The sequence below is a fragment of the Halomonas sp. KG2 genome (assembly GCA_030440445.1).
GTDB lineage: Bacteria > Pseudomonadota > Gammaproteobacteria > Pseudomonadales > Halomonadaceae > Vreelandella.
Map to the genome: position 1 here is coordinate 181,700 of CP098528.1, position 23,178 is coordinate 204,877.

Annotated in this window: 21 protein-coding genes and 4 tRNA genes; all 25 read left to right on the forward strand. The window is 53.8% G+C overall.

Annotated features, from left to right (window positions below; all coding sequences use genetic code 11):
- Positions 1 to 75 precede the first annotated feature (75 nt).
- Entirely contained in the window at positions 76 to 1,059 is a 984-nt protein-coding gene (locus tag NDQ72_00805) for a biotin--[acetyl-CoA-carboxylase] ligase (protein WKD28519.1), read from the forward strand.
- Positions 1,056 to 1,895, forward strand: coding sequence for a type III pantothenate kinase (locus tag NDQ72_00810; protein ID WKD28520.1), 840 nt, complete (start codon positions 1,056 to 1,058; stop codon positions 1,893 to 1,895). The genes NDQ72_00805 and NDQ72_00810 overlap by 4 nt, the downstream gene beginning before the upstream one ends.
- A gap of 138 nt (positions 1,896 to 2,033) precedes the next feature.
- Positions 2,034 to 2,117: transfer RNA gene (locus NDQ72_00815), tRNA-Tyr, on the forward strand.
- Positions 2,118 to 2,222: 105 nt separating this feature from the next.
- A tRNA-Gly gene (locus tag NDQ72_00820) sits at positions 2,223 to 2,296 on the forward strand.
- A 14-nt stretch (positions 2,297 to 2,310) separates the two neighbouring features.
- Positions 2,311 to 2,385 (forward strand) — tRNA-Thr (locus NDQ72_00825).
- Positions 2,386 to 2,526: 141 nt separating this feature from the next.
- Positions 2,527 to 2,602: transfer RNA gene (locus tag NDQ72_00830), tRNA-Trp, on the forward strand.
- A gap of 73 nt (positions 2,603 to 2,675) precedes the next feature.
- Positions 2,676 to 3,059, forward strand: coding sequence for a preprotein translocase subunit SecE (gene secE / locus NDQ72_00835; GenBank protein WKD28521.1), 384 nt, complete (start codon positions 2,676 to 2,678; stop codon positions 3,057 to 3,059).
- Between the two features lie 8 nt (positions 3,060 to 3,067).
- Positions 3,068 to 3,601 carry a transcription termination/antitermination protein NusG gene (gene nusG, locus NDQ72_00840; GenBank protein WKD28522.1) on the forward strand — a complete coding sequence of 178 codons (534 nt, stop codon included), beginning with the start codon at positions 3,068 to 3,070 and terminating at the stop codon, positions 3,599 to 3,601.
- Between the two features lie 123 nt (positions 3,602 to 3,724).
- Positions 3,725 to 4,156, forward strand: a complete 432-nt coding sequence (gene rplK / locus NDQ72_00845) for a 50S ribosomal protein L11 (GenBank protein ID WKD28523.1) — start codon at positions 3,725 to 3,727, stop codon at positions 4,154 to 4,156.
- Positions 4,157 to 4,158: 2 nt separating this feature from the next.
- Positions 4,159 to 4,851 carry a 50S ribosomal protein L1 gene (gene rplA / locus NDQ72_00850; protein WKD28524.1) on the forward strand — a complete coding sequence of 231 codons (693 nt, stop codon included), beginning with the start codon at positions 4,159 to 4,161 and terminating at the stop codon, positions 4,849 to 4,851.
- A 299-nt stretch (positions 4,852 to 5,150) separates the two neighbouring features.
- Positions 5,151 to 5,654: a 50S ribosomal protein L10 gene (rplJ, locus tag NDQ72_00855; protein ID WKD28525.1), complete on the forward strand. Its 504-nt coding sequence runs from the start codon at positions 5,151 to 5,153 to the stop codon at positions 5,652 to 5,654.
- 112 nt (positions 5,655 to 5,766) lie between these two features.
- Entirely contained in the window at positions 5,767 to 6,138 is a 372-nt protein-coding gene (gene rplL, locus NDQ72_00860; protein WKD28526.1) for a 50S ribosomal protein L7/L12, read from the forward strand.
- A gap of 351 nt (positions 6,139 to 6,489) precedes the next feature.
- Complete coding sequence (rpoB, locus tag NDQ72_00865; GenBank protein WKD28527.1) at positions 6,490 to 10,566, forward strand: DNA-directed RNA polymerase subunit beta; 4,077 nt, start codon at positions 6,490 to 6,492, stop codon at positions 10,564 to 10,566.
- A 10-nt stretch (positions 10,567 to 10,576) separates the two neighbouring features.
- The gene (gene rpoC / locus NDQ72_00870) at positions 10,577 to 14,791 is read left to right on the forward strand and encodes a DNA-directed RNA polymerase subunit beta' (GenBank protein ID WKD28528.1); all 4,215 of its coding nucleotides are present in this window, start codon (positions 10,577 to 10,579) and stop codon (positions 14,789 to 14,791) included.
- 198 nt (positions 14,792 to 14,989) lie between these two features.
- Positions 14,990 to 15,364 (forward strand): 30S ribosomal protein S12, encoded by a 375-nt coding sequence (rpsL, locus tag NDQ72_00875; GenBank protein WKD28529.1) that lies wholly within the window; start codon positions 14,990 to 14,992, stop codon positions 15,362 to 15,364.
- Positions 15,365 to 15,505: 141 nt separating this feature from the next.
- Positions 15,506 to 15,976: a 30S ribosomal protein S7 gene (rpsG, locus tag NDQ72_00880; protein ID WKD28530.1), complete on the forward strand. Its 471-nt coding sequence runs from the start codon at positions 15,506 to 15,508 to the stop codon at positions 15,974 to 15,976.
- 167 nt (positions 15,977 to 16,143) lie between these two features.
- On the forward strand, positions 16,144 to 18,267 hold the full coding sequence (gene fusA / locus NDQ72_00885; GenBank protein ID WKD28531.1) for an elongation factor G: 2,124 nt from the start codon (positions 16,144 to 16,146) through the stop codon (positions 18,265 to 18,267).
- A 29-nt stretch (positions 18,268 to 18,296) separates the two neighbouring features.
- Positions 18,297 to 19,490 carry an elongation factor Tu gene (tuf, locus tag NDQ72_00890; GenBank protein WKD28532.1) on the forward strand — a complete coding sequence of 398 codons (1,194 nt, stop codon included), beginning with the start codon at positions 18,297 to 18,299 and terminating at the stop codon, positions 19,488 to 19,490.
- Between the two features lie 160 nt (positions 19,491 to 19,650).
- Complete coding sequence (gene rpsJ / locus NDQ72_00895) at positions 19,651 to 19,962, forward strand: 30S ribosomal protein S10 (GenBank protein WKD28533.1); 312 nt, start codon at positions 19,651 to 19,653, stop codon at positions 19,960 to 19,962.
- A 150-nt stretch (positions 19,963 to 20,112) separates the two neighbouring features.
- Positions 20,113 to 20,751 carry a 50S ribosomal protein L3 gene (gene rplC / locus NDQ72_00900; GenBank protein WKD28534.1) on the forward strand — a complete coding sequence of 213 codons (639 nt, stop codon included), beginning with the start codon at positions 20,113 to 20,115 and terminating at the stop codon, positions 20,749 to 20,751.
- Positions 20,752 to 20,766: 15 nt separating this feature from the next.
- Positions 20,767 to 21,372 carry a 50S ribosomal protein L4 gene (gene rplD, locus NDQ72_00905; protein WKD28535.1) on the forward strand — a complete coding sequence of 202 codons (606 nt, stop codon included), beginning with the start codon at positions 20,767 to 20,769 and terminating at the stop codon, positions 21,370 to 21,372.
- Positions 21,369 to 21,665, forward strand: coding sequence for a 50S ribosomal protein L23 (rplW, locus tag NDQ72_00910; GenBank protein ID WKD28536.1), 297 nt, complete (start codon positions 21,369 to 21,371; stop codon positions 21,663 to 21,665). The genes rplD and rplW overlap by 4 nt, the downstream gene beginning before the upstream one ends.
- A 17-nt stretch (positions 21,666 to 21,682) precedes the next feature.
- Complete coding sequence (rplB, locus tag NDQ72_00915; GenBank protein ID WKD28537.1) at positions 21,683 to 22,513, forward strand: 50S ribosomal protein L2; 831 nt, start codon at positions 21,683 to 21,685, stop codon at positions 22,511 to 22,513.
- A gap of 33 nt (positions 22,514 to 22,546) precedes the next feature.
- Positions 22,547 to 22,822 (forward strand): 30S ribosomal protein S19, encoded by a 276-nt coding sequence (gene rpsS, locus NDQ72_00920; GenBank protein WKD28538.1) that lies wholly within the window; start codon positions 22,547 to 22,549, stop codon positions 22,820 to 22,822.
- A gap of 18 nt (positions 22,823 to 22,840) precedes the next feature.
- Positions 22,841 to 23,173 carry a 50S ribosomal protein L22 gene (rplV, locus tag NDQ72_00925; GenBank protein WKD28539.1) on the forward strand — a complete coding sequence of 111 codons (333 nt, stop codon included), beginning with the start codon at positions 22,841 to 22,843 and terminating at the stop codon, positions 23,171 to 23,173.
- The last annotated feature ends 5 nt before the right edge of the window (positions 23,174 to 23,178 follow it).

Below are 23,178 nucleotides of genomic sequence, written 5' to 3' on the forward strand. Positions count from 1 at the left end.
ATAACCTAAACATGGCAGTTTTCGCTCCAGCGGTGCTTCCGTTAAGATAGGCGTTTTCCCAGTTGGGGCAAGCACATGACCATCGGTAACCTGATGCGTTTGTTGAGCGATGGCGAGGTTCATTCCGGTGAACAATTAGGTGAAGCGCTGGGCGTTTCTCGAGCCGCCGTATGGAAACAACTAAAAAAATTAGACGCACTGGGCGTTGAATTGGTGGCTGTGAAAGGTCGAGGGTATCGACTTGCCTATCCGCTAGAGCCGCTTGATGGGGCAAAAATTGTAGAGCGTTTGCCCGCTAGTGCTCGCCACCTCTTAACCAGGCTATTCATTGAAGACCAGTTGCCATCGAGCAATGAATATGTGCGCGAACGCTTTGCGCAGGGGGCCGGGCACGGTGAGGTATGCTTCGCTGAGCTACAAACCGCAGGTCGTGGCCGTCGCGGGCGCGTATGGTCTACGCCTTGGGGGCAAAGCTTGATGCTCTCGCTTGGCTGGCGTTTTGAATCAGGAGTTAATGCGCTGGAGGGGTTGAGTCTTGCGGTTGGCGTGGTGGTTGCTCAAGTGCTGGAGCAGTATGGGGTTTCACCAAAATTAAAATGGCCTAACGATATACTGCTGGCAGAGAAAGGTAGTGAGCTTGGCAAGCTGGCCGGTATTTTGATTGAAGTCACTGGGGATGCAGCGGGCCCCTGTGAAGTGGTCATTGGCATTGGTATGAATCTATCGCTACCCGATAGCTTGCGTGCCGCTATTGATCAGCCTGTGGCAGCGCTGTTTGATGCAAAAGCGGGTATTTCGCGCAATCAGTTAGCCGCGGATATGGTGTCTGAGCTATTGGATATGCTGGCAGGTTTCGAAAGCGAAGGGTTTGCCCCTTGGCGAGATGAATGGAATAGTCGCCATGCCTATGCAGGGTTGCCGATCCGTATTATTCAGGGTGAGCGCTCAAGCGATGCAGTGGCTAGAGAGGTAGATGAGAGTGGTAATCTTTGGGTTACCGAAAATGATCACTCGCGACGCCTGTCGGGCGGTGAGATCAGTGTACGCAGGCGCCTATGATTTTGGATTTGGATATCGGCAATACGCTATCGAAATGGCGTTTAAAAGATGCCGAAAGTAGTGAAATACGTTCACGAGGTGCTGTGTGGACACGGGAGGAGTGGCGGCCTGGGTCAGATATTCCGAATCTTGATGTCGTCGAGGCGGTGCGCATTTCCAGTGTCGCTAGAGCTGCCGTGCTGGAGGAGACCGTTGCCTTGCTGCGTCGCCAGGTGCGCCAAGTGTATGTTGCACGCTCAACTCCTGAAGCACTGGGTGTTGTCAACGGGTATGAAGAGCCTGGGCGACTGGGCGTCGATCGTTGGATGGGGGCGCTGGCAGGCTACCAATTGGCGGGCGGTTGCTGTGCAGTCGATTGTGGTAGTGCGATCACCATTGATTTTGTATTGCCGGGTGGTGTCCATCTCGGCGGATTTATCGTCCCCGGGTTACGATTAATGAAAGAGAGCCTTAAATTAGGCACCCGCAACGTAGCCATTGATCCAGAAAGTGAAGCTGATGCGTTATTGGAGCCGGGGAGGCGCACGGTAGATGCTGTCAATCACGGTATCTATATGGCGGCGGTCAGTGCGATTAATAGAATTTACAGTGAAGTCTGCGATCAGCAGGGGATTGCATTGCCAGTGCTATTGACGGGTGGTGATGCCAGAGTGGTTTCCCGTGGTGTTCAAGTGCCCCATGCGGTATGGCCGGATATGGTCTACGGGGGGCTGGAAGCCTGCTTTCCGCTGACCTTTGCGGAGCGTGCTGGAAAAATGTCAGGCGCACCAGGGGTGCCTGAGCCTGTTTCGTTAGAAAAAATTCGCGCAGGTCTTGCATTCTCAATGCTGCTTTGACAGAATGCAGCGCGTTCCAAGGCATAAGCCACTTTAAATATTAGTGCGCAAGTGTTGGTAAGTTCACAAGCTTTGATAAATAAAGAGTTTGTAAGCTTGACATGGCTTTGGAGGCTGGCATAATGTGCCGCCACAGCTGGAGAGGTTCCCGAGTGGCCAAAGGGAGCAGACTGTAAATCTGCCGCGAAAGCTTCGAAGGTTCGAATCCTTCCCTCTCCACCAGTTTTATCGAGCAGTGACTGAGTCATTGCTTGGGAATGAAAGGCCGGTAAGCGGGCTTAGCTACTGTATCTCGTGCAACGGGTTGTCATTCCATAGGCAAGTTCGGCGGGCGTAGTTCAATGGTAGAACCTCAGCCTTCCAAGCTGATGGTGCGGGTTCGATTCCCGCCGCCCGCTCCAGTTTGATGTATTTAGCTCATGTAGCTCAGGGGTAGAGCACACCCTTGGTAAGGGTGAGGTCGACGGTTCAATTCCGTCCATGAGCTCCATATTGCATAAAAGCGAGCCAGGCTCGCTTTTTTTGTTTTCACTTGTCAGTTTGATAAGTGTTGAGGGTTGTCAGGCGGAAAGTTATCCGCTATTATGGCGCCCGCTGTTGCGTAGGCATTTGTTTGCGCACATGACGATACAGGCCAGTAGCTCAATTGGCAGAGCAGCGGTCTCCAAAACCGCAGGTTGGGGGTTCGATTCCCTCCTGGCCTGCCAGCCTTCCCCAGGTTGGTATGTCTTTTTCTAGAATTCCTTTGTCGCTCGCTGCACCCTTGGGAGTCTCGTTTTTATGAAGCCTAGTTCCGTAAAACATGGCGAAGAGGTGCAACAGTCGCGCCATGACGGGCTCAAGTGGGCGGCGGTTGTGGCGCTGCTTGTTGTTGCAGTTGTTGGTAATACCTATTTCGCTGATATTGGCCTGCTCTACCGCGTATTAGGTGTGGTGGTGTTGTGTGTGATTGCGGGTTTGATCGCGCTGACCACTGCTAAAGGTCGCGATTTAGTAGAGCTTGCCGTCAGCGCCAAGAAAGAGATACAGCGCGTTGTATGGCCGACTCGCCCCGAAACCATTCAGACCACAGCCATTGTGCTGGCGGCTGTTGTGGTGGTGGGTTTGATGCTGTGGTTGATTGATACTCTTCTTGGCTGGGCGATGTCCGGCGTCATTGGTTAGGAGCTTTCATGTCCAAACGTTGGTATGTCGTCCACGCTTATTCCGGCTTTGAAAAGCATGTCATGCGTTCGCTTATCGAGCGCGTGAAAATGTATGGCATGGAAGATCGCTTTGGCGAAATTCTCGTGCCGACGGAAGAAGTCGTTGAAGTGCGTGACGGAAAGCGCCGTAAGAGTGAGCGCAAATTCTATCCAGGCTACGTGCTGGTCGAGATGGAAATGGCCGATGAAACCTGGCATCTCGTCAATGAAACTCCGCGTGTAATGGGGTTTATTGGTGGCACGAAAGAGAAGCCTGCACCTATTACTTCGCGTGAAGCCGATGCTATTTTGCGTCGCGTGAAAGACGGTACTGATAAGCCGCGGCCCAAAACCATGTTTGAGCCGGGTCAGTCGGTCCGCGTTATTGATGGTCCGTTTGCTGACTTTAACGGTGTCGTTGAAGAAGTGAACTATGATAAGAGCCGTTTGCAGGTCAGCGTGCTGATCTTCGGGCGCGCAACGCCTGTGGAGCTTGAGTTCTCTCAGGTAGAGAAAGAGTAAATTTAATTAAGTAGCGGGGTGGTGTGCATTGCACGCCATCCCTGCATTATGTGAAGCAGCTAAGCGCTGCTTTATGTGTACCGGGGAGCCGTAAGGCGCTATCACCCAACTGGAGTATTTAGCATGGCCAAGAAAGTACAGGCTTATATCAAACTGCAGGTTGCTGCAGGTAAAGCCAATCCTAGTCCGCCCGTCGGCCCCGCGCTGGGTCAGCACGGCGTGAACATCATGGAATTCTGTAAGGCGTTCAACGCGGCTACTCAAGAAATTGAGCCAGGTCTGCCGACGCCTGTCGTGATCACCGTTTACTCTGACCGTAGCTTCACGTTCGTCACCAAGACGCCGCCTGCTGCCGTACTGCTGAAAAAAGCAGCGGGCATCAAGTCTGGTTCTGGTGAGCCGAACAAGAAGAAGGTTGGTACCGTTACGCGTGAACAGCTCGAAGAGATCGCTAAGACCAAAGAGCCCGATATGACGGCTTCTGATCTCGATGCCGCGGTGCGCACCATCGCTGGCAGCGCTCGTAGCATGGGCCTAAACGTGGAGGGTCTCTGATCATGGCTAAACTAACTAAGCGCGCGAAAGTTATTCGCGAGAAAGTAGACCCGAACAAAGCTTACTCTCTTGAAGAAGCGGTTGCGCTGCTCGCTGAGCTGTCCACCGTTAAATTCAAAGAGTCCTTGGATGTGGCGATCAACCTTGGTGTTGATCCGCGTAAATCTGACCAAGTTGTACGTGGCGCTACTGTCATGCCTAACGGTACTGGCAAAGACGTACGCGTAGCGGTCTTCACCCAGGGTGCTAACGCCGATGCTGCTAAAGAAGCAGGCGCTGACATCGTAGGTATGGAAGATTTGGCTGAGCAAGTCAAAAAAGGCGTGATGGATTTTGACGTCGTGATTGCCTCTCCAGATGCTATGCGTGTTGTCGGTCAGCTGGGTCAGATTCTTGGTCCGCGCGGCCTGATGCCTAACCCGAAAGTTGGTACCGTTACACCTGACGTTGCCACTGCGGTTAAAAATGCTAAGGCAGGCCAGGTGCGTTTCCGTACCGACAAAAATGGCATTATCCACACAACGTTGGGTAAAGCTGATTTTGAAGCATCTGCTGTTCTGGGTAACCTGGAAGCGCTGGTTGCTGACCTTAAGAGGCTCAAGCCGAGCTCTTCTAAAGGTATCTACTTTAAGAAAGTCACCCTGTCCACTACCATGGGCCCGGGCTTGACTATCGACCATTCTGCGTTGGTATAAGCAGGTAGTCGTACGATTTTTGTAAGAACCGAGCAAGAACTTTGCGGTCCCCTGTTAATGCGTAAGCCAGGCAGGGCATCGTCAAAGACCGCAGGTGCCGCATCTTTTAGAGGTGCGGCTTAATCGCCCTTAAAGCGCCTGCGCAGATGGTGTGGCCGCCAGTTGGTTGAGGTTTTTAGCCAAACCGCTTTCTGGTGAGCACCATCCCCCCAAGGCTTCCAGCGTTATTTATTTATCGTCTGGAAGAGATGGTAACCACCGGAGCCTGTTGTGGGTTCCGGCACGAAGGAGTGATCACTGTGCCACTAGCACTTGAAGGCAAGAAAGCGATTGTTGCCGAGGTCAGTGAAGCGGCCAAGGGCGCACTCTCCGTCGTAGTTGCCGATTCTCGCGGCGTTACAGTCGGTAAAATGACCGACCTGCGTAAGCAAGCGCGTGAGAATGGCGTCCAGCTGCGTGTTGTTCGCAACACTCTGGCACGCCGCGCCCTCGAAGGTACTCAGTGGGAGTGCCTGAACGAGAGCTTTGTTGGTCCTACTCTGCTGGCTTTCTCTACTGAGCACCCGGGCGCTGCCGCTCGTTTGTTCAAAGAGTTCGCGAAGCAAGATCAGAACTTCGAAGTGAAGGCGCTGGCCTACGAAGGTGAGCTGATTCCGGCTGCTGACATCGATCGTCTGGCAACCCTACCGACTTACGACGAAGCAATTGCCAAGTTGATGTCGGTAATGAAAGAAGCCTCCGCTGGCAAGCTGGTTCGTACTCTGGCCGCTCTGCGCGACCAGAAGCAAGAAGAAGCTGCATAAGCAGGCCTTTTTGCAAGCAGTCTGCGCTGCATAAGCAGGGCGCTGCTTGAACCATGCAATGAACCCTGAGCACTCGGTAGACCGAGGCTCCCGCAAAGTTAGGAATGAGACAATGGCACTGACCAAAGACGATATCATCAATGCTGTAGCCGACATGTCCGTAATGGAAGTTGTCGAGCTGATCGAAGCAATGGAAGAGAAATTCGGCGTTTCTGCTGCAGCAGCCGTAATGGCTGGTCCGGCTGGCGGCGGCGAAGCAGCTGCTGAAGAACAGACTGAATTTGATCTGGTACTGACCTCTGCTGGTGACAAGAAAGTTAACGTCATCAAAGCAGTTCGTGAAATCACTGGTCTTGGCCTGAAAGAAGCCAAAGGTGCAGTTGATGGCGCGCCGGCTACCATCAAAGAAGCAATGTCTAAAGAAGACGCTGAAGCAGCTAAAACCAAGCTGGAAGAAGCGGGCGCAAGCGTCGAGCTCAAGTAATTCTTGTGCTGACGGCTTTACGCGCTGCGTAAGCTTCCACGGCTGGCGGCGGGCTTATCCCGCTGCCGGCCTTTTTCTGTTGTATCATGTTGCTCGGCAGCATTACAGCAGGAAGGCTGCGGTAAGAAGCAGCAAAACAGTAAGACCGTTGTTGTGAAGCGTAAGTTGTGAAGCGTAAGTTGTGAAGCGCGAGTGATAACGAAGCGCTAGCAGCACTACTGTAACACTGTTATCTATCAAGATTTTTGACGGCGAGCTACCGATTTAGGAGCTTGCTGTCTGCGTCTGAAACGCCCGCGGGGCAGATGACCACGCATCGGTCACCCATGGTGAACAAGCTGGGGAATACAGATGGCTTACTCATATACTGAGAAAAAACGCATCCGCAAGGATTTCGGCAAACTGCCCCAAGTGATGGATGTGCCTTACTTGCTGGCCATCCAGCTTGATTCCTACTACGACTTTCTCCAGCAGGATCGTTCGCCCGACGAGCGCCACGAGATTGGTCTGCACGCGGCGTTTAAGTCCGTGTTTCCGATTGAAAGCTTCTCTGGGAATGCGGCGCTGGAGTATGTCAGCTACCGTTTCGGCACGCCGGCGTTCGATGTAAAGGAGTGTCAGCTGCGTGGCGTGACCTATTCCGCCCCGCTGCGTGTCAAGGTTCGCTTGATCATCTATGATCGCGACTCCTCGAACAAGGCAATCAAGGATATTAAAGAGCAGGAAGTCTACATGGGGGAAATCCCCCTGATGACCGAGAATGGTACCTTTGTCATCAATGGTACTGAGCGGGTTATCGTTTCTCAGCTCCACCGTTCGCCCGGTGTGTTCTTCGATCACGATAAAGGCAAGAGTCACTCCTCTGGTAAACTGCTCTATTCTGCCCGAGTGATTCCTTATCGTGGTTCCTGGCTGGACTTCGAGTTCGATCCTAAAGACAACGTCTTCGTACGTATTGACCGTCGCCGGAAACTGCCAGCGTCGGTGTTGATGCGTGCCCTGGGAATGAGCACCGAAGAGATCCTTGAAGAGTTTTTCGAGACCAGCAAGTTTAGCATTGAAAAAACTGGCTTCTTCGTAGAGCTGGTACCGTCACGCCTGCGCGGTGAAACAGCGACTTTCGACATTAAAGATGGCGAAGGTAATGTCATTGTTGAAGAAGGGCGTCGTATTACCCAGAAGCACATCCGTCAGCTTGAAAAAGCCGGCCTGGAGCGTCTGGAAATACCGATGGAGTACCTGTTTGGTAAAACGTTGGCCAAAGATCAGATCGATACTAAAACTGGCGAGCTGATCTGTCCGTGTAATACCGAAATTACGCCAGAAGTACTTGAGCGTATGGCGCAGGGTGGCATCACCCACATCGAAACGCTCTACACCAACGACCTCGACTGTGGTTCGTTTATTTCCGATACGCTTAAGCTGGATGCCACCGGCTCTGCGCTTGAAGCGTTGGTCGAAATTTATCGCATGATGCGCCCTGGTGAGCCGCCCACCAAAGAAGCTGCTGAGACGCTGTTTAATAACTTGTTCTTCAGCGAAGATCGCTACGATCTGTCAGGCGTCGGTCGTATGAAGTTCAACCGCCGCCTGCGTCGTGATACCGACACGGGCTCTGGTGTACTGGATCGCAAAGACATCCTTGATGTTCTGCGCGAGCTGATCAATATCCGTAACGGCTTTGGCGACGTTGACGATATCGATCACCTGGGTAACCGCCGTATTCGCTGTGTTGGCGAAATGGCTGAAAACCAGTTCCGCGTTGGCTTGGTTCGCGTAGAGCGTGCAGTGAAAGAGCGTCTTTCCATGGCGGAAAGCGAAGGCCTGATGCCGCAAGATCTGATCAACGCTAAGCCGGTAGCGGCAGCGGTGAAAGAGTTCTTCGGTTCTAGCCAGCTGTCCCAGTTTATGGATCAGAACAACCCGCTTTCTGAGGTTACTCACAAGCGTCGTGTGTCTGCACTCGGCCCAGGTGGTTTGACCCGTGAGCGCGCCGGTTTCGAAGTGCGCGACGTACACGCTACGCACTACGGTCGCTTGTGTCCGATCGAAACGCCGGAAGGCCCGAACATCGGTCTGATCAACTCGTTGGCGACGTACAGTCACACCAACAGCTACGGCTTCCTCGAAACGCCGTACCGCAAGGTCAACTCCTGTCAAGTGACGGACGATATCGTTCACCTGTCGGCGATCGAAGAGGGTGATTTCGTTATTGCCCAGGCGTCTGCCGCTGTGGATGAGTCCAACAGGCTGAGTGATGACTTGGTTCAGGTGCGTCATCGTGGTGAAACCACGTTTATGCGTCCTGAGCAGGTCACCTTGATGGACGTGTCTCCGCGCCAGGTTGTTTCGGTCGCGGCCGCACTGATTCCGTTCCTGGAGCACGATGATGCTAACCGCGCCTTGATGGGTGCGAACATGCAGCGTCAGGCGGTACCCACCTTGCGCGCTGACAAGCCGCTAGTAGGTACTGGTATGGAGCGTTTCGTTGCGCGTGACTCCGGTGTTTGTGCCGTGGCGCGTCGTGGTGGTGTGATCGACTCCGTTGACGCACGTCGTGTCGTGGTACGGGTACATGAAGATGAGATTATCGGCGGTGAAGCCGGTGTTGATATCTACAACCTGACCAAGTACACCCGTTCAAACCAGAACACCTGTATGAACCAGCGCCCCATTGTGCGGCCTGGCGACAGTGTGGCTCGTGGCGACATCCTTGCCGACGGCCCGTCTGTTGATATGGGTGATTTGGCGCTCGGCCAGAACATGCGCATCGCGTTCATGCCCTGGAATGGTTACAACTTCGAGGACTCTATCCTGCTGTCTGAGCGGGTGGTTCAAGAAGACCGCTTTACCACGATTCATATTCAGGAGCTGACCTGTGTATCTCGCGATACCAAGTTAGGGCCGGAAGAGATCACTGCCGATATTCCCAACGTGGGTGAGTCCGCGCTGGGTAAATTGGACGAAGCTGGTGTTGTTTACATTGGTGCTGAAGTTGGCCCCGGCGATATTCTGGTCGGTAAGGTAACACCGAAAGGTGAAACCCAGCTGACGCCGGAAGAGAAGCTGCTACGCGCTATCTTCGGTGAGAAAGCATCTGACGTTAAAGATACTTCGCTGCGTGCGCCGACCGGCATGAAGGGTACTGTCATCGACGTCCAGGTATTTACCCGTGACGGCGTTGAAAAAGACTCTCGTGCACTGGCTATCGAACAGATGCAGCTGGACGAAGTGCGTAAAGATCTTCAGGAAACCTATCGTATTGCTGAAGACGCTACCTTTGAGCGTCTGCAGCGCACGTTGGAAGGCCAGGCTGTTAATGGCGGCCCGAACCTGAAGAAAGGCGATGTGCTTGATGAGGCTTACCTCGACGAGCTACCGCGTCAGCAGTGGTTCAAGCTGCGCATGCAGGATGAGGCTTACAACGAACTGTTGGCCCAGGCCGATGAGCAGCTCGAAAACCGTCGTAAAGAGATGGACGAGCGCTTTGAAGATAAGAAGCGCAAGCTGACCCAGGGCGATGATCTCGCACCGGGCGTGCTTAAAATCGTCAAGGTTTACATGGCGGTTAAGCGTCGCATTCAGCCTGGCGACAAGATGGCAGGCCGCCACGGTAACAAAGGTGTTATCTCGGCGATCATGCCCATCGAAGATATGCCGTTCGATGAGAAGGGCGAGCCGGTTGATGTGGTGTTGAACCCGCTGGGTGTACCGTCGCGGATGAACGTTGGTCAGATCCTGGAAACACACTTGGGTATGGCTGCCCGTGGTTTGGGTGTCAAGATTGACGCGATGTTACGTGATGCCCGTGGTCAGCAAGTTGCTGAAATTCGCGACTTCCTGGGCCAGATATATAACACGCCGGGAACCCGTGTTGAGGATATCGATTCGTTAAGCGATGAAGAAATCATTGCGCTAGCGAAAAACCTCAAAGGCGGTGTGCCTATGGCAACGCCGGTGTTCGATGGTGCTAAAGAGCACGAGATCAAACACCTGCTGAAGCTTGCTGACATTCCTGAGTCTGGCCAGATGACGCTGTACGATGGCCGTACTGGCGATGCGTTTGACCGCTCGGTGACCGTTGGCTACATGTATATGCTCAAGCTGAACCACTTGGTAGACGACAAGATGCACGCGCGCTCTACCGGTTCTTACTCGCTAGTGACTCAGCAGCCGCTGGGTGGTAAGGCGCAGTTCGGTGGTCAGCGCTTTGGTGAGATGGAAGTATGGGCGCTGGAAGCTTACGGTGCCGCGTATACGCTGCAAGAGATGCTCACCGTCAAGTCGGACGACGTCGAAGGCCGCACCAAGATGTATAAAAACATCGTGGATGGCGACCACACCATGCAGGCAGGCATGCCGGAATCCTTCAACGTACTCGTGAAGGAAATCCGCTCGCTGGGCATCGATATCGAGTTAGAGAGCTAGGAGCCGTCCCATGAAAGATTTGGTGAAAGTACTCAAATCGCAATCTCAGTCCGAAGAGTTTGACGCGATCAAGATTACCCTGGCGTCGCCGGACATGATTCGCTCCTGGTCGTTTGGCGAGGTGAAGAAGCCCGAGACCATCAACTACCGTACCTTTAAACCGGAACGGGATGGTCTGTTCTGCGCCAAGATTTTCGGCCCAGTCAAAGACTACGAGTGTTTGTGCGGTAAGTATAAGCGCATGAAGCACCGCGGTATCATTTGTGAGAAGTGTGGCGTTGAAGTCACCAAGGCTGCCGTGCGCCGTGAGCGCATGGGCCACATCGAACTGGCATCGCCAGTGGCTCACATTTGGTTCTTGAAGTCACTGCCGTCGCGTATCGGCATGTTCCTCGATATGACCCTGCGTGATATCGAGCGCGTGCTGTACTTCGAAAGCTTTGTCGTCATCGATCCCGGTATGACCACGCTGGAGCGTGGTCAGTTACTCAACGATGAGCAGTACTTTGAAGCGCTAGAAGAGTTCGGTGATGACTTCGACGCCCGTATGGGTGCCGAAGCTGTCCAAGAACTGCTGAAAGATATTGATCTGGAAGAAGAGATTAATCACCTGCGTGAAGAGATTCCGCAGACTAACTCTGAAACTAAGATTAAGAAGCTTTCAAAGCGCTTGAAGCTGCTTGAAGCGTTCTATCACTCCGGCAACGCGCCGGCGTGGATGGTCATGGAAGTGCTGCCCGTGCTGCCGCCGGATCTTCGTCCGTTGGTACCGCTGGACGGCGGCCGCTTCGCGACCTCAGACCTGAACGACCTTTATCGTCGCGTCATTAACCGTAACAACCGTCTGAAGCGTCTGCTTGACCTCAATGCGCCGGATATTATCGTGCGTAACGAGAAGCGTATGCTGCAAGAAGCGGTTGATGCGTTGTTGGATAACGGCCGTCGTGGTCGTGCCATTACGGGTTCTAACAAGCGTCCGCTGAAATCCCTTGCCGATATGATCAAAGGTAAGCAGGGTCGTTTCCGTCAGAACTTGCTAGGTAAGCGCGTCGATTACTCCGGCCGTTCGGTAATCACTGTTGGTCCGACGCTGCGTCTGCACCAGTGTGGTCTGCCCAAGAAAATGGCGCTTGAGCTGTTCAAGCCGTTTATCTACTCCAAGCTGCAGTCGCTGGGCTATGCCTCAACGATCAAAGCTGCCAAGAAGATGGTTGAACGCGAACTGCCCGAGGTGTGGGACATCCTTGCCGATGTTATCCGTGAGCACCCGGTACTGCTTAACCGCGCACCGACGCTCCACCGTCTTGGTATCCAAGCGTTTGAGCCGCTGTTGATCGAAGGTAAAGCGATCCAGCTGCACCCGCTGGTATGTGCCGCCTACAACGCCGACTTTGACGGTGACCAGATGGCGGTACACGTACCGCTGACCCTGGAAGCCCAGCTTGAAGCGCGTGCGCTGATGATGGCCACCAATAACGTGCTGTCGCCTGCCAACGGCGAGCCGATTATCGTGCCGTCGCAAGACGTTGTTCTGGGTCTGTATTACATGACCCGCGAAAAGATCAACGCCAAAGGCGAAGGCATGGTGTTCTCTGACCTTAATGAGGTAGAGCGCGCCTTTGGTACTCAGTCAGTATCGCTGCACGCTCGCGTGAAAGTGCGTCTGGACGAAGTCGATGTCGAAGAAGAGACCGGCGAGCGTAGTTTCCATCGCCGCATCTACGATACGACGGTTGGCCGTGCGCTACTGTTCCGCATTCTGCCGGAAGGTGTGCCGTTCTCGCTAATCGATCAGCCAATGAAGAAAAAGGCGATCTCTAGCCTCATCAACGAGGTATACCGTCGTGCGGGCTTGAAACCGACGGTTATCTTCGCTGACCAACTGATGTACACCGGTTTCCGTTTGGCAACCTGGTCGGGCGCCTCTATCGGTGTTAACGACTTCGTTATTCCTGATGCGAAAACTGAGATTGTCGACGCTGCAGAAGCGGAAGTTAAAGAGATCGAAGATCAGTTCTCTTCTGGCCTGGTAACCGCCGGTGAGAAGTACAACAAGGTCATCGATATCTGGTCGAAGGCCAACGATAAAGTTGCCAAGGCGATGATGGTAGGTATCTCTAAAGAGACCGTCATCGACCGTGAAGGCAACGAAGTTGAGCAAGACTCGTTCAACAGCGTCTTTATCATGGCTGACTCCGGTGCGCGTGGTTCTGCCGCCCAGATCCGTCAGTTGGCGGGTATGCGTGGCTTGATGGCTAAGCCGGATGGCTCGATCATCGAAACGCCGATCGTCGCCAACTTCCGTGAAGGTCTGAACGTACTCCAGTACTTCATCTCGACCCACGGTGCACGTAAAGGTCTTGCGGATACGGCTCTGAAAACTGCTAACTCCGGTTACCTGACCCGTCGTCTGGTTGACGTTGCCCAGGACTTGGTCATCACTGAGACCGACTGTGGCACCGAAAACGGCTTGACCCTGCACCCGATCATCGAAGGTGGCGACATCATTGTACCGCTGTCTCAGCGTGTACTTGGTCGTGTCGTTGCGATTGATGTTATTGATCCAAGTAATGATGAAGTGCTTATTCCGCGCGGCACATTGCTGGACGAAAAGTGGTGTGCATCGCTAGACACCATGGGCGTAGACGAGATCATTGTTCGTTCTACCATTACTTGTGACACTGCCCACGGCGTGTGTGCCTCCTGTTATGGCCGCGACTTGGCGCGTGGCCATCAGGTCAACATTGGTGAGTCTGTCGGTGTTATCGCCGCACAGTCCATCGGTGAGCCGGGTACCCAGCTGACCATGCGTACGTTCCACATCGGTGGTGCGGCGTCGCGTTCATCGGCAGTAGACAGCGTTCAGGTCAAGCATGGCGGTAAAGTACGTCTCCACAACATCAAGCATGTAGAGCGGGCCGACGGCAAGCTGGTCGTTGTCTCTCGCTCCAGCGCACTTGCTGTTGCTGATGACCATGGCCGCGAGCGTGAGTACTACAAGCTGCCTTACGGCGCAGAGCTGTCTGTTCGTGACGGTGATGTCGTTGATGGCGGTGCGATTGTCGCGAAGTGGGATCCGCACACTCACCCGATCATTGCCGAAGTAGAAGGTAAGGCGCAGTTTATCGACCTTGACGAAGGTGTCACCATGCACCGTAGCGTCGACGAAATGACTGGTCTGTCGTCTATTGAGGTTATCGAGTCGGCAGCCCGCCCGATGGCAGGCCGTGATAAGCGTCCGATGGTGATGCTGAAAGATGCTGCTGGCGAGTACGTATCGGTGTCTGGATCGAACACGCCGGTACAGTATCTGCTGCCGGGTAACTCGATTATCTCCGTCGATGATGGCGCTACCATTGGTGTGGGTGAGGTTGTTGCACGTATTCCGGTAGAGGCGTCTGGTAACAAAGATATTACCGGTGGTCTGCCGCGTGTTGCCGACTTGTTTGAGGCGCGTAAGCCGAAAGAGTCGTCAATCCTGGCTGAGATCAGTGGTGTGGTCAGTTTCGGTAAAGAGACCAAGGGTAAGCGTCGTTTGACGATTACTCCAGAGTCTGGCGACCCGTTTGAAGCATTGATCCCGAAATGGCGTCAAATCGCTGTCTTCGAGGGTGAAAGCGTTGAGAAGGGTGAAGTAATCTCGGATGGTCCGAGCAACCCCCACGATATCCTGCGCTTATTGGGCGTGGCGGAACTGGCCAAGTACATCACCGCCGAAGTGCAAGATGTTTATCGCCTCCAGGGTGTAGGCATCAACGATAAGCATATCGAAGTCATTGTTCGTCAGATGCTGCGTAAGGTAGAGATCTCTGATTCAGGTGACTCTGACTTTATTACTGGCGATCAAGCTGAACTCGTACGCGTGCTAGAACAAAATGCACGTCTCGAGAAAGAAGGTAAGTTCCCGGCCAAGTATCAACGCTTGCTGTTGGGTATTACTAAGGCCAGCTTGGCCACTGAGTCGTTCATTTCAGCGGCGTCGTTCCAGGAAACGACACGTGTATTGACCGAAGCAGCGGTGACCGGCAAGCGCGATTATTTACGCGGCCTGAAAGAAAACGTGGTGGTTGGGCGTCTGATTCCGGCAGGTACCGGTCTGACTCACCACGCAGAGCGTCGTCGCAAACGCGAAGACGTTGAGCGTCTGTTCAACCCCTCGGCTACCGAAGTTGAGCAGGAGCTTGGTGCTCAGTTAACCGCCCTTGATTCAGACGACGAGCTGTAATCGACGGTAAGGAAAACGAGTAACAACGAGTCGCTGGCCCTTATGGCACCGTCTTGCTGGTTAAACCGCCAGCAAGACTTGACGCCACCTAGGGTCAGCCTTTAGAATGCGCAGCCTTTAACAGTGGGGTGGGTGCGCCCGCACCTGCTGCTAGTATTTGTTGAAAGGCCAGGCAACCATTGGAGTCAGCTAAACACCATGGCAACGATTAATCAGCTAGTGCGCAAGCCGCGTAAGCGCCCCGTCACTAAGAGTGACGTACCTGCGCTACAGGCATGCCCGCAGAAACGTGGCGTTTGTACGCGCGTTTATACTACTACCCCTAAGAAGCCGAACTCGGCCCTGCGTAAGGTTTGCCGTGTGCGCCTTACCAACGGTTTCGAAGTCTCTTCTTACATCGGTGGTGAAGGTCACAACCTGCAAGAGCACTCTGTTGTTCTGATTCGCGGCGGTCGTGTAAAGGATTTGCCAGGTGTGCGTTATCACACCGTTCGTGGCGCCCTTGACACCTCTGGCGTACAGAACCGTAAGCAGGGTCGTTCTAAGTACGGTACCAAGCGTCCGAAGTCCTAAGGCGTCTTGTTGCAGCGTCTTAAGGCGCTTGCGTTGTTACCTTAATACGAATATGACGGTCTGATAAGAGTAAGGTCGGGCGGCGCTATTAGCGCAATTGGTCCCGGGTTTACCTGAAGGATCCTTAATTGAGGGCTTATCATGCCTAGAAGAAGAGTTGTAGCTAAACGCGAAATCCTGCCGGATCCTAAGTTCGGAAGTGAGCGTCTGGCGAAGTTCATGAACCACCTGATGGTCAGCGGCAAGAAGTCCATAGCTGAGCGCATCGTTTACGGTGCGTTGGACAAGGTTGCCGAGCGTAGTAATGAAGAGCCGCTGGAAATCTTCGACAAAGCGCTGGAAACCATCCAGCCGATGGTCGAAGTAAAGTCGCGCCGTGTTGGTGGTGCGACCTATCAGGTGCCGGTCGAAGTTCGCCCTTCGCGTCGCCAAGCCCTAGCAATGCGCTGGTTGGTGGACGCTGCGCGTCGCCGCGGTGAAAAAACGATGGTTCAGCGCCTGGCAGGTGAAATGCTGGATGCCGCTGAAGGCAAAGGCTCGGCTGTTAAGAAGCGTGAAGATGTGCACCGTATGGCAGAAGCCAACAAGGCCTTCTCTCACTATCGTTTCTAAACTCGGCGTTTCTGAGTTTGTGTTTGGTTTTGTTGGTTGTGCTGCGCTAAAGAGTTCTTTCGCCATGCTGCAACACGCTGTCGCTATCCTTGTTGATGGCGGCAGTGGAATACGCAAAATGAACACTGCTGAATTAACGAGCATCGCCAACTAACGGGAGCTTCACCGTGGCACGCAAGACTCCACTTAATCGTTATCGCAATATCGGTATCGTCGCTCACGTTGACGCGGGTAAAACCACGACGACTGAGCGCGTGCTTTTCTATACCGGCTTGAACCACAAGTTGGGTGAAACGCATGAAGGTGCCTCGACTACCGACTGGATGGAGCAGGAGCAGGAGCGTGGTATTACTATCACCTCGGCTGCTGTTACTACCTTCTGGAAAGGTATGAGTCACCAGTTTGATGAGCACCGCATTAATATCATCGACACCCCGGGGCACGTTGACTTCACTATCGAGGTCGAGCGTTCTTTGCGTGTTCTTGATGGTGCTGTTGTTGTACTGTGCGGCTCCTCCGGCGTTCAGCCGCAGACCGAAACGGTCTGGCGTCAGGCTGATAAGTACGAAGTTCCGCGTATGGTCTTCGTCAATAAGATGGACCGTACTGGCGCTGATTTCTTCATGGTTGTTGACCAGTTGAAGGAGCGCTTAGGTGCTAATACTGTGCCGATTCAGATTAACTGGGGCACAGAGGAAGACTTTAAAGGCGTTATCGACCTGATTCAGATGAAGGCTATCCTGTGGGATGAGGAAAGCCTGGGTATGAATTATGAGCTTGTTGATATTCCGGCTGAGCTGCAGGAAACGGCCGAGACGTATCGCGAGCAAATGGTTGAAGCCGCTGCCGAAGGCTCTGAAGAGCTGATGGATAAGTACTTGGAAGGCGGTGAGCTGTCGATTGAAGAGATCAAGGCTGGTCTTCGTGCGCGTACGTTAGCCAACGACATTGTTCTGGTGACCTGTGGTTCTGCATTTAAGAACAAAGGTGTCCAGGCAGTGCTTGACGGCGTTATCGAATACATGCCTTCGCCGACTGAAGTTAAGGCGATCGAAGGTGAGTTGGACGACAAAGATGGTACCGTGGCAACTCGTGAGGCTGATGATAGTGCTCCGTTTGCAGCGTTAGCGTTTAAGATCGCTACCGACCCCTTCGTTGGTACTTTGACCTTTATTCGCGTCTACTCGGGCGTTCTGAAATCTGGTGACGGCGTTTATAACTCCGTTAAGCAGAAGAAAGAGCGTGTTGGTCGTATCGTTCAGATGCATGCCAATTCGCGTGAAGAGATCAAGGAAGTACTTGCTGGCGACATCGCGGCATGTATCGGTCTGAAAGACGTCACCACGGGTGACACCCTGTGCGATATCGATAACAAAATTGTTCTCGAGCGCATGGAGTTCCCGGATCCGGTTATCTCGGTAGCCGTTGAGCCGAAGTCGAAGGCTGATCAGGAAAAGATGGGTGTTGCACTGGGTAAACTTGCCCAGGAAGATCCTTCCTTCCAGGTGAAAACCGACGAAGAAACCGGCCAGACCATTATTTCTGGTATGGGTGAGCTGCACCTCGATATCCTTGTTGACCGTATGCGTCGCGAGTTCAAGGTTGAAGCCAATATCGGTAAGCCTCAGGTTGCTTATCGCGAAACAATTCGCGGCAACATTGAGCAAGAAGGCAAGTTCGTGCGTCAGTCGGGTGGTCGTGGTCAGTATGGTCACGTTTGGCTGCGCATTGAGCCGCTGACTGCAGCAGAAAAGGGTGAAGGCGAAGACGAACTGTTCTTCAAGTTCAACTCTGAAATCGTAGGTGGTGCGGTTCCCAAGGAATACGTGCCTGCGGTTGAGAAGGGTGCCTACGAACAGCTCAAAAACGGTGTCATCGCGGGTTACCCGATGATCGACGTTAAAGTAACGCTGTTTGATGGTTCCTTCCATGACGTGGACTCTAACGAGACTGCGTTCAAGATTGCTTCTTCTATGGCAGTGAAAGAAGGTGCCAGGAAGGCCAAGGCCGTGCTGCTGGAGCCGGTGATGAAGGTCGAAATCGTGACCCCCGAAGAGTTTATGGGTGACGTCATGGGCGACCTGAGCCGTCGTCGCGGTCTGGTGCAGGGTATGGATGACTCCTCTTCTGGTAAAGTCATTCGTGCAACGGTGCCACTGGGTGAGATGTTCGGTTATGCAACCGATCTGCGCTCACAAACCCAGGGCCGCGCGAGCTACTCTATGGAGTTCGCGAAGTACGAGGAGGCGCCCTCCAGCGTCGTTGAAGCCGTCATCAATCAAAACGGTTAACCGTTAGCTAACGTAAAGAGGTTATAGCAGTGGCTAAGGAAAAATTTGAACGTTCCAAACCGCACGTCAACGTCGGCACCATCGGTCACGTCGACCACGGTAAAACGACCCTGACAGCGGCCCTAACCCGTGTGTCTGCTGAGGTTTTCGGCGGCGACTGGCGTGAGTTTGATACCATCGATAACGCTCCTGAAGAGCGCGAGCGCGGTATCACCATCGCTACGTCTCACGTTGAGTATCAGTCTGAAGAGCGCCACTACGCGCACGTTGACTGCCCAGGACACGCTGACTACGTCAAGAACATGATCACCGGTGCTGCGCAGATGGATGGCGCAATCCTGGTATGTTCTGCTGCTGACGGCCCGATGCCGCAGACGCGTGAGCACATCCTGCTGTCTCGTCAGGTTGGCGTTCCGTTCATCGTTGTGTTCCTGAACAAAGCGGACATGGTCGATGACGAAGAGCTGCTTGAGCTGGTTGAGATGGAAGTTCGTGAACTCCTCGACGAGTACGACTTCCCGGGTGACGACACGCCGATCATCACTGGTTCTGCGCTGATGGCTCTGAACGGTGAAGATGAGAACGGCATGGGTACTACTGCTGTTGCGAATCTGATCAAAGCTTTGGATCAGTACATTCCTGAGCCGGAGCGTGCTATCGACCAGCCGTTCCTGATGCCGATCGAAGACGTGTTCTCTATCTCTGGCCGCGGTACTGTTGTTACCGGTCGTGTAGAGCGCGGTATCGTTAAGGCAGGCGAAGAAGTGGAAATCGTGGGTATCCGCGACACCACTAAAACCATCGTTACCGGTGTTGAAATGTTCCGTAAGCTGCTCGACGAAGGTCGTGCAGGTGAGAACGTTGGCGCCCTGCTGCGTGGTACTAAGCGTGATGACGTCGAGCGTGGCCAGGTTCTGGCTAAGCCGGGCACCATCAACCCGCACACCACCTTCGAAGCAGAAGTTTACGTACTGTCCAAAGAAGAGGGTGGTCGTCACACGCCTTTCTTCAAAGGCTACCGTCCCCAGTTCTACTTCCGTACCACTGACGTAACAGGTACTTGTGAACTGCCGGAAGGTGTTGAAATGGTAATGCCGGGCGACAACGTTAAGATGGTTGTTACCCTGATTGCTCCAATCGCTATGGACGAAGGTCTGCGCTTCGCAATTCGCGAAGGCGGTCGTACCGTTGGTGCTGGCGTTGTTGCAAAAATCGTCAAGTAAGCTTGCTTGATTGATTGATCAAGGGGGCTCTTGCGAGCCCCCTTTTCTGCGCACCAATAGCAAATGTTTGACATGGGCTTTTGGCGTGCCTATAATGCGCATCCTTTGAATGCGTGGGTAGACGGCTCGCGCCGTCGACATCCATTGGAGTTTAGGGCAAATGCAGAACCAAAAGATTCGCATTCGGTTGAAAGCGTTCGACCATCGCCTGATTGATCAGTCCACAGCGGAAATCGTTGAAACCGCTAAGCGTACTGGTGCTCAGGTTCGTGGTCCGATCCCGCTGCCGACCAACCGCGAGCGTTACACCATTCTGATTTCACCGCACGTCAACAAAGATGCGCGTGACCAGTATGAGATTCGTACGCACAAGCGTGTGCTCGATATTGTTGAGCCAACCGAGAAAACTGTTGATGCGCTGATGAAGCTCGATCTCGCCGCTGGCGTAGACGTGCAAATCAAGCTCGACTAATTACACTAGACACTTGCGGCCCAGCGCTCATTAATTTTTAGAATGAGCAGCAGCCGCCGCGCCGTGAGGCGCCACACAATGTGCTAGTGGAATGCTCTGGAAAGGGCAGCCATAGCGGGTGATAGCCCCGTACACTATAGGAGACTGAGTATGACTATCGGTTTAGTCGGTAAAAAGGCCGGGATGACCCGTGTCTTTACCGAAGATGGCGCTTCCGTGCCCGTGACCGTTATTGAAGTTGATCCTAACCGTGTAACGCGCGTTAAGACTCTTGAGTCTGACGGTTACGCAGCGGTTCAGGTCACCACAGGTTCTCGTAAAGCCAAGCACCTCACCAAAGCGCAAGCTGGTCAGTTTGCCAAGGCGGGTGTTGAGGCTGGTCGTTCACTGATGGAATTCCGTCTTGCAGAAGGCGAAGAATCTCCGGAAGTGGGTGGCGAACTCACCGTATCCCTCTTCGAAGCTGGTCAAATGATTGATGTGACCGGCACCTCTAAGGGTAAAGGCTTCCAGGGTGCTGTTAAGCGCTGGAATTTCCGTACCCAAGACAACACGCATGGTAACTCCCTGTCGCACCGCGCGCCGGGTTCTATCGGCATGTGTCAGACTCCGGGTCGCGTATTTAAAGGCAAGAAAATGGCCGGTCAAATGGGTAATGCCCGTTGCACCGTGCAGAGCCTTGAGATCGTCCGTGTCGACGCCGAGCGTAACCTGCTGCTGATCAAAGGTGCTGTTCCGGGCGCGACCGGTAGCGATGTTATCGTTCGCAGCGCCGTGAAAGCTCGCTGAAGGGGATAATTACCAATGAATCTGAATCTTGCTGCAGGCACGGGTACCGTTGAAGTAGCCGATGCCACTTTTGGCAAAGAATTCAACGAAGCGCTGGTTCACCAGGTGGTAACCGCCTATTTGGCTGGTGGCCGTCAAGGTACCCGCGCTCAAAAGAACCGTTCCGACGTACGTGGTGGTGGTAAGAAGCCGTGGCGTCAGAAGGGTACCGGTCGTGCACGTGCCGGTACTATCCGCTCTCCGCTATGGCGCAGCGGCGGCGTAACTTTCGCGGCGCGTCCTCAGGACCATAGCCAGAAAGTAAACCGCAAAATGTACCGTGCGGCGATGCGTTCCATCCTGTCTGAACTCGTACGTCAAGAGCGTCTTGTCGCTGTTGAAGAGTTTAGCGTTGAAGCGCCGAAGACCAAGCAGGTAGCTGCCAAGCTGAAAGAGCTCAACCTTGAGAAAGTGTTGATCGTCACCGAAGAAATTGACGAGAAGCTCTATCTGGCCGCACGCAACCTTCCCCACGTTGACGTGGTGGATGTCGCTGCAGCTGATCCGGTGAGCCTAGTAGCCTTTGATAAGGTTCTGGTCACCGTCTCCGCCCTGCGTAAATTCGAGGAGAAGCTGGCATGAACCAGGAGCGCGTATTTAAGGTTCTGCTTGGACCGCACGTGACCGAAAAGGCCGCGATGGCAGCCGAGCGCAACCAGTACGTTTTCAAGGTGGCATCTGATGCTACCAAACCCGAGATCAAGAAAGCCGTTGAAGCATTGTTCGGCAAGAAGGTCGGCAGCGTTCAAGTATTGAACGTGAAGGGGAAAACTAAGCGTACTGCTCACGGCGTTGGCCTGCGTAAGGGTTACCGCAAAGCGTATGTGACCCTGGCTGCGGGTGAAACGCTCGAAGACTTCTCTGGCGCCGAATAAGGGCAGGAGTACGGATAATGGCAATCGTCAAGACCAAACCCACATCCGCCGGTCGTCGCCACGTCGTTAAGATCGTTGGTGAGGAGCTGTACAAAGGTCGTGCTTATGCACCGCTTTTGGAGAAACAGTCCAAGTCCGGTGGCCGTAACAACTACGGTCGCATCACCACCCGCCACGTGGGCGGTGGTCACCGTCAACACTACCGGTTGATCGACTTCAAACGCACCAAAGATGGCATTCCAGCCACCGTTGAGCGTCTTGAGCACGATCCGAACCGTAGTGCGCATATTGCACTACTGAAATATGCAGATGGTGAGCGTCGTTACATCATTGCACCGAAAGGTGTCAGCGCGGGTGACGTGCTGGAATCTGGTGTAAACGCGCCCATCAAAAAAGGCAATGCTTTGCCGCTGCGCAATATTCCGCTTGGTTCTACCGTTCACGGTATCGAACTGAAGCCGGGTAAAGGCGCGCAGATTGCTCGCAGTGCCGGTACTAGCGCTCAGCTGGTTGCTCGTGAAGGTAACTACGCCACCTTACGTCTTCGCTCTGGCGAAATGCGCAAAGTGTTGGCTGAGTGCCGCGCAACTCTGGGCGAAGTGAGCAACTCCGAGCACAGCCTGCGTCAACTTGGCAAGGCCGGTGCGAAGCGCTGGAGAGGCGTGCGTCCGACTGTTCGCGGTGTCGCGATGAACCCGGTGGATCACCCGCACGGTGGTGGTGAAGGCCGCACCAGTGGTGGTCGTCACCCGGTATCCCCATGGGGTGTGCCGACTAAGGGTCACAAGACGCGTAAGAACAAGCGCACCGACAAGCTGATTATCCGTCGTCGTAACAAGACGCGTTAATCGAAATTGCCAAGAACTTAAGAGGTAACGGCTGTGCCACGTTCACTAAAGAAAGGTCCCTTCATTGACCTTCATCTTTTGAAGAAGGTAGAGGCTGCAGTGGAGAAGAACGATCGCAAACCAATCAAGACTTGGTCGCGTCGTTCGATGATCCTACCCAACATGGTAGGTCTGACTATTGCGGTCCATAACGGACGCCAGCATGTCCCGGTGCACGTCTCCGAGGAAATGGTGGGTCATAAACTTGGCGAATTCGCTGCTACTCGCACATATCGCGGGCATGCTGCGGACAAGAAAGCCAAACGGTAAGCCAGAGAGGATTAAGAGATGGAAGTCACAGCTAAGCTGAGTGGCGCTGCTTTATCCGCACAGAAGGCCCGTTTGGTGGCTGACCAGGTGCGCGGTAAACCGGTCGCCGAAGCTATTGACCTGCTGACCTTCTCACCGAAGAAGGCTGCCAAACTGGTCAAGAAAGTGCTTCAGTCCGCCATCGCGAATGCGGAAGAAAATAACGGCATGGACATCGACGAGCTGCGTGTCTCGACCATCTGTGTCGATGAGGGCGTGACGCTCAAGCGTATCAAGCCGCGCGCCAAAGGCCGTGCGGATCGTATCTTGAAGCGCACCTGCCACATCACCGTCAAGGTAGCCGAGAAGTAGGAGTC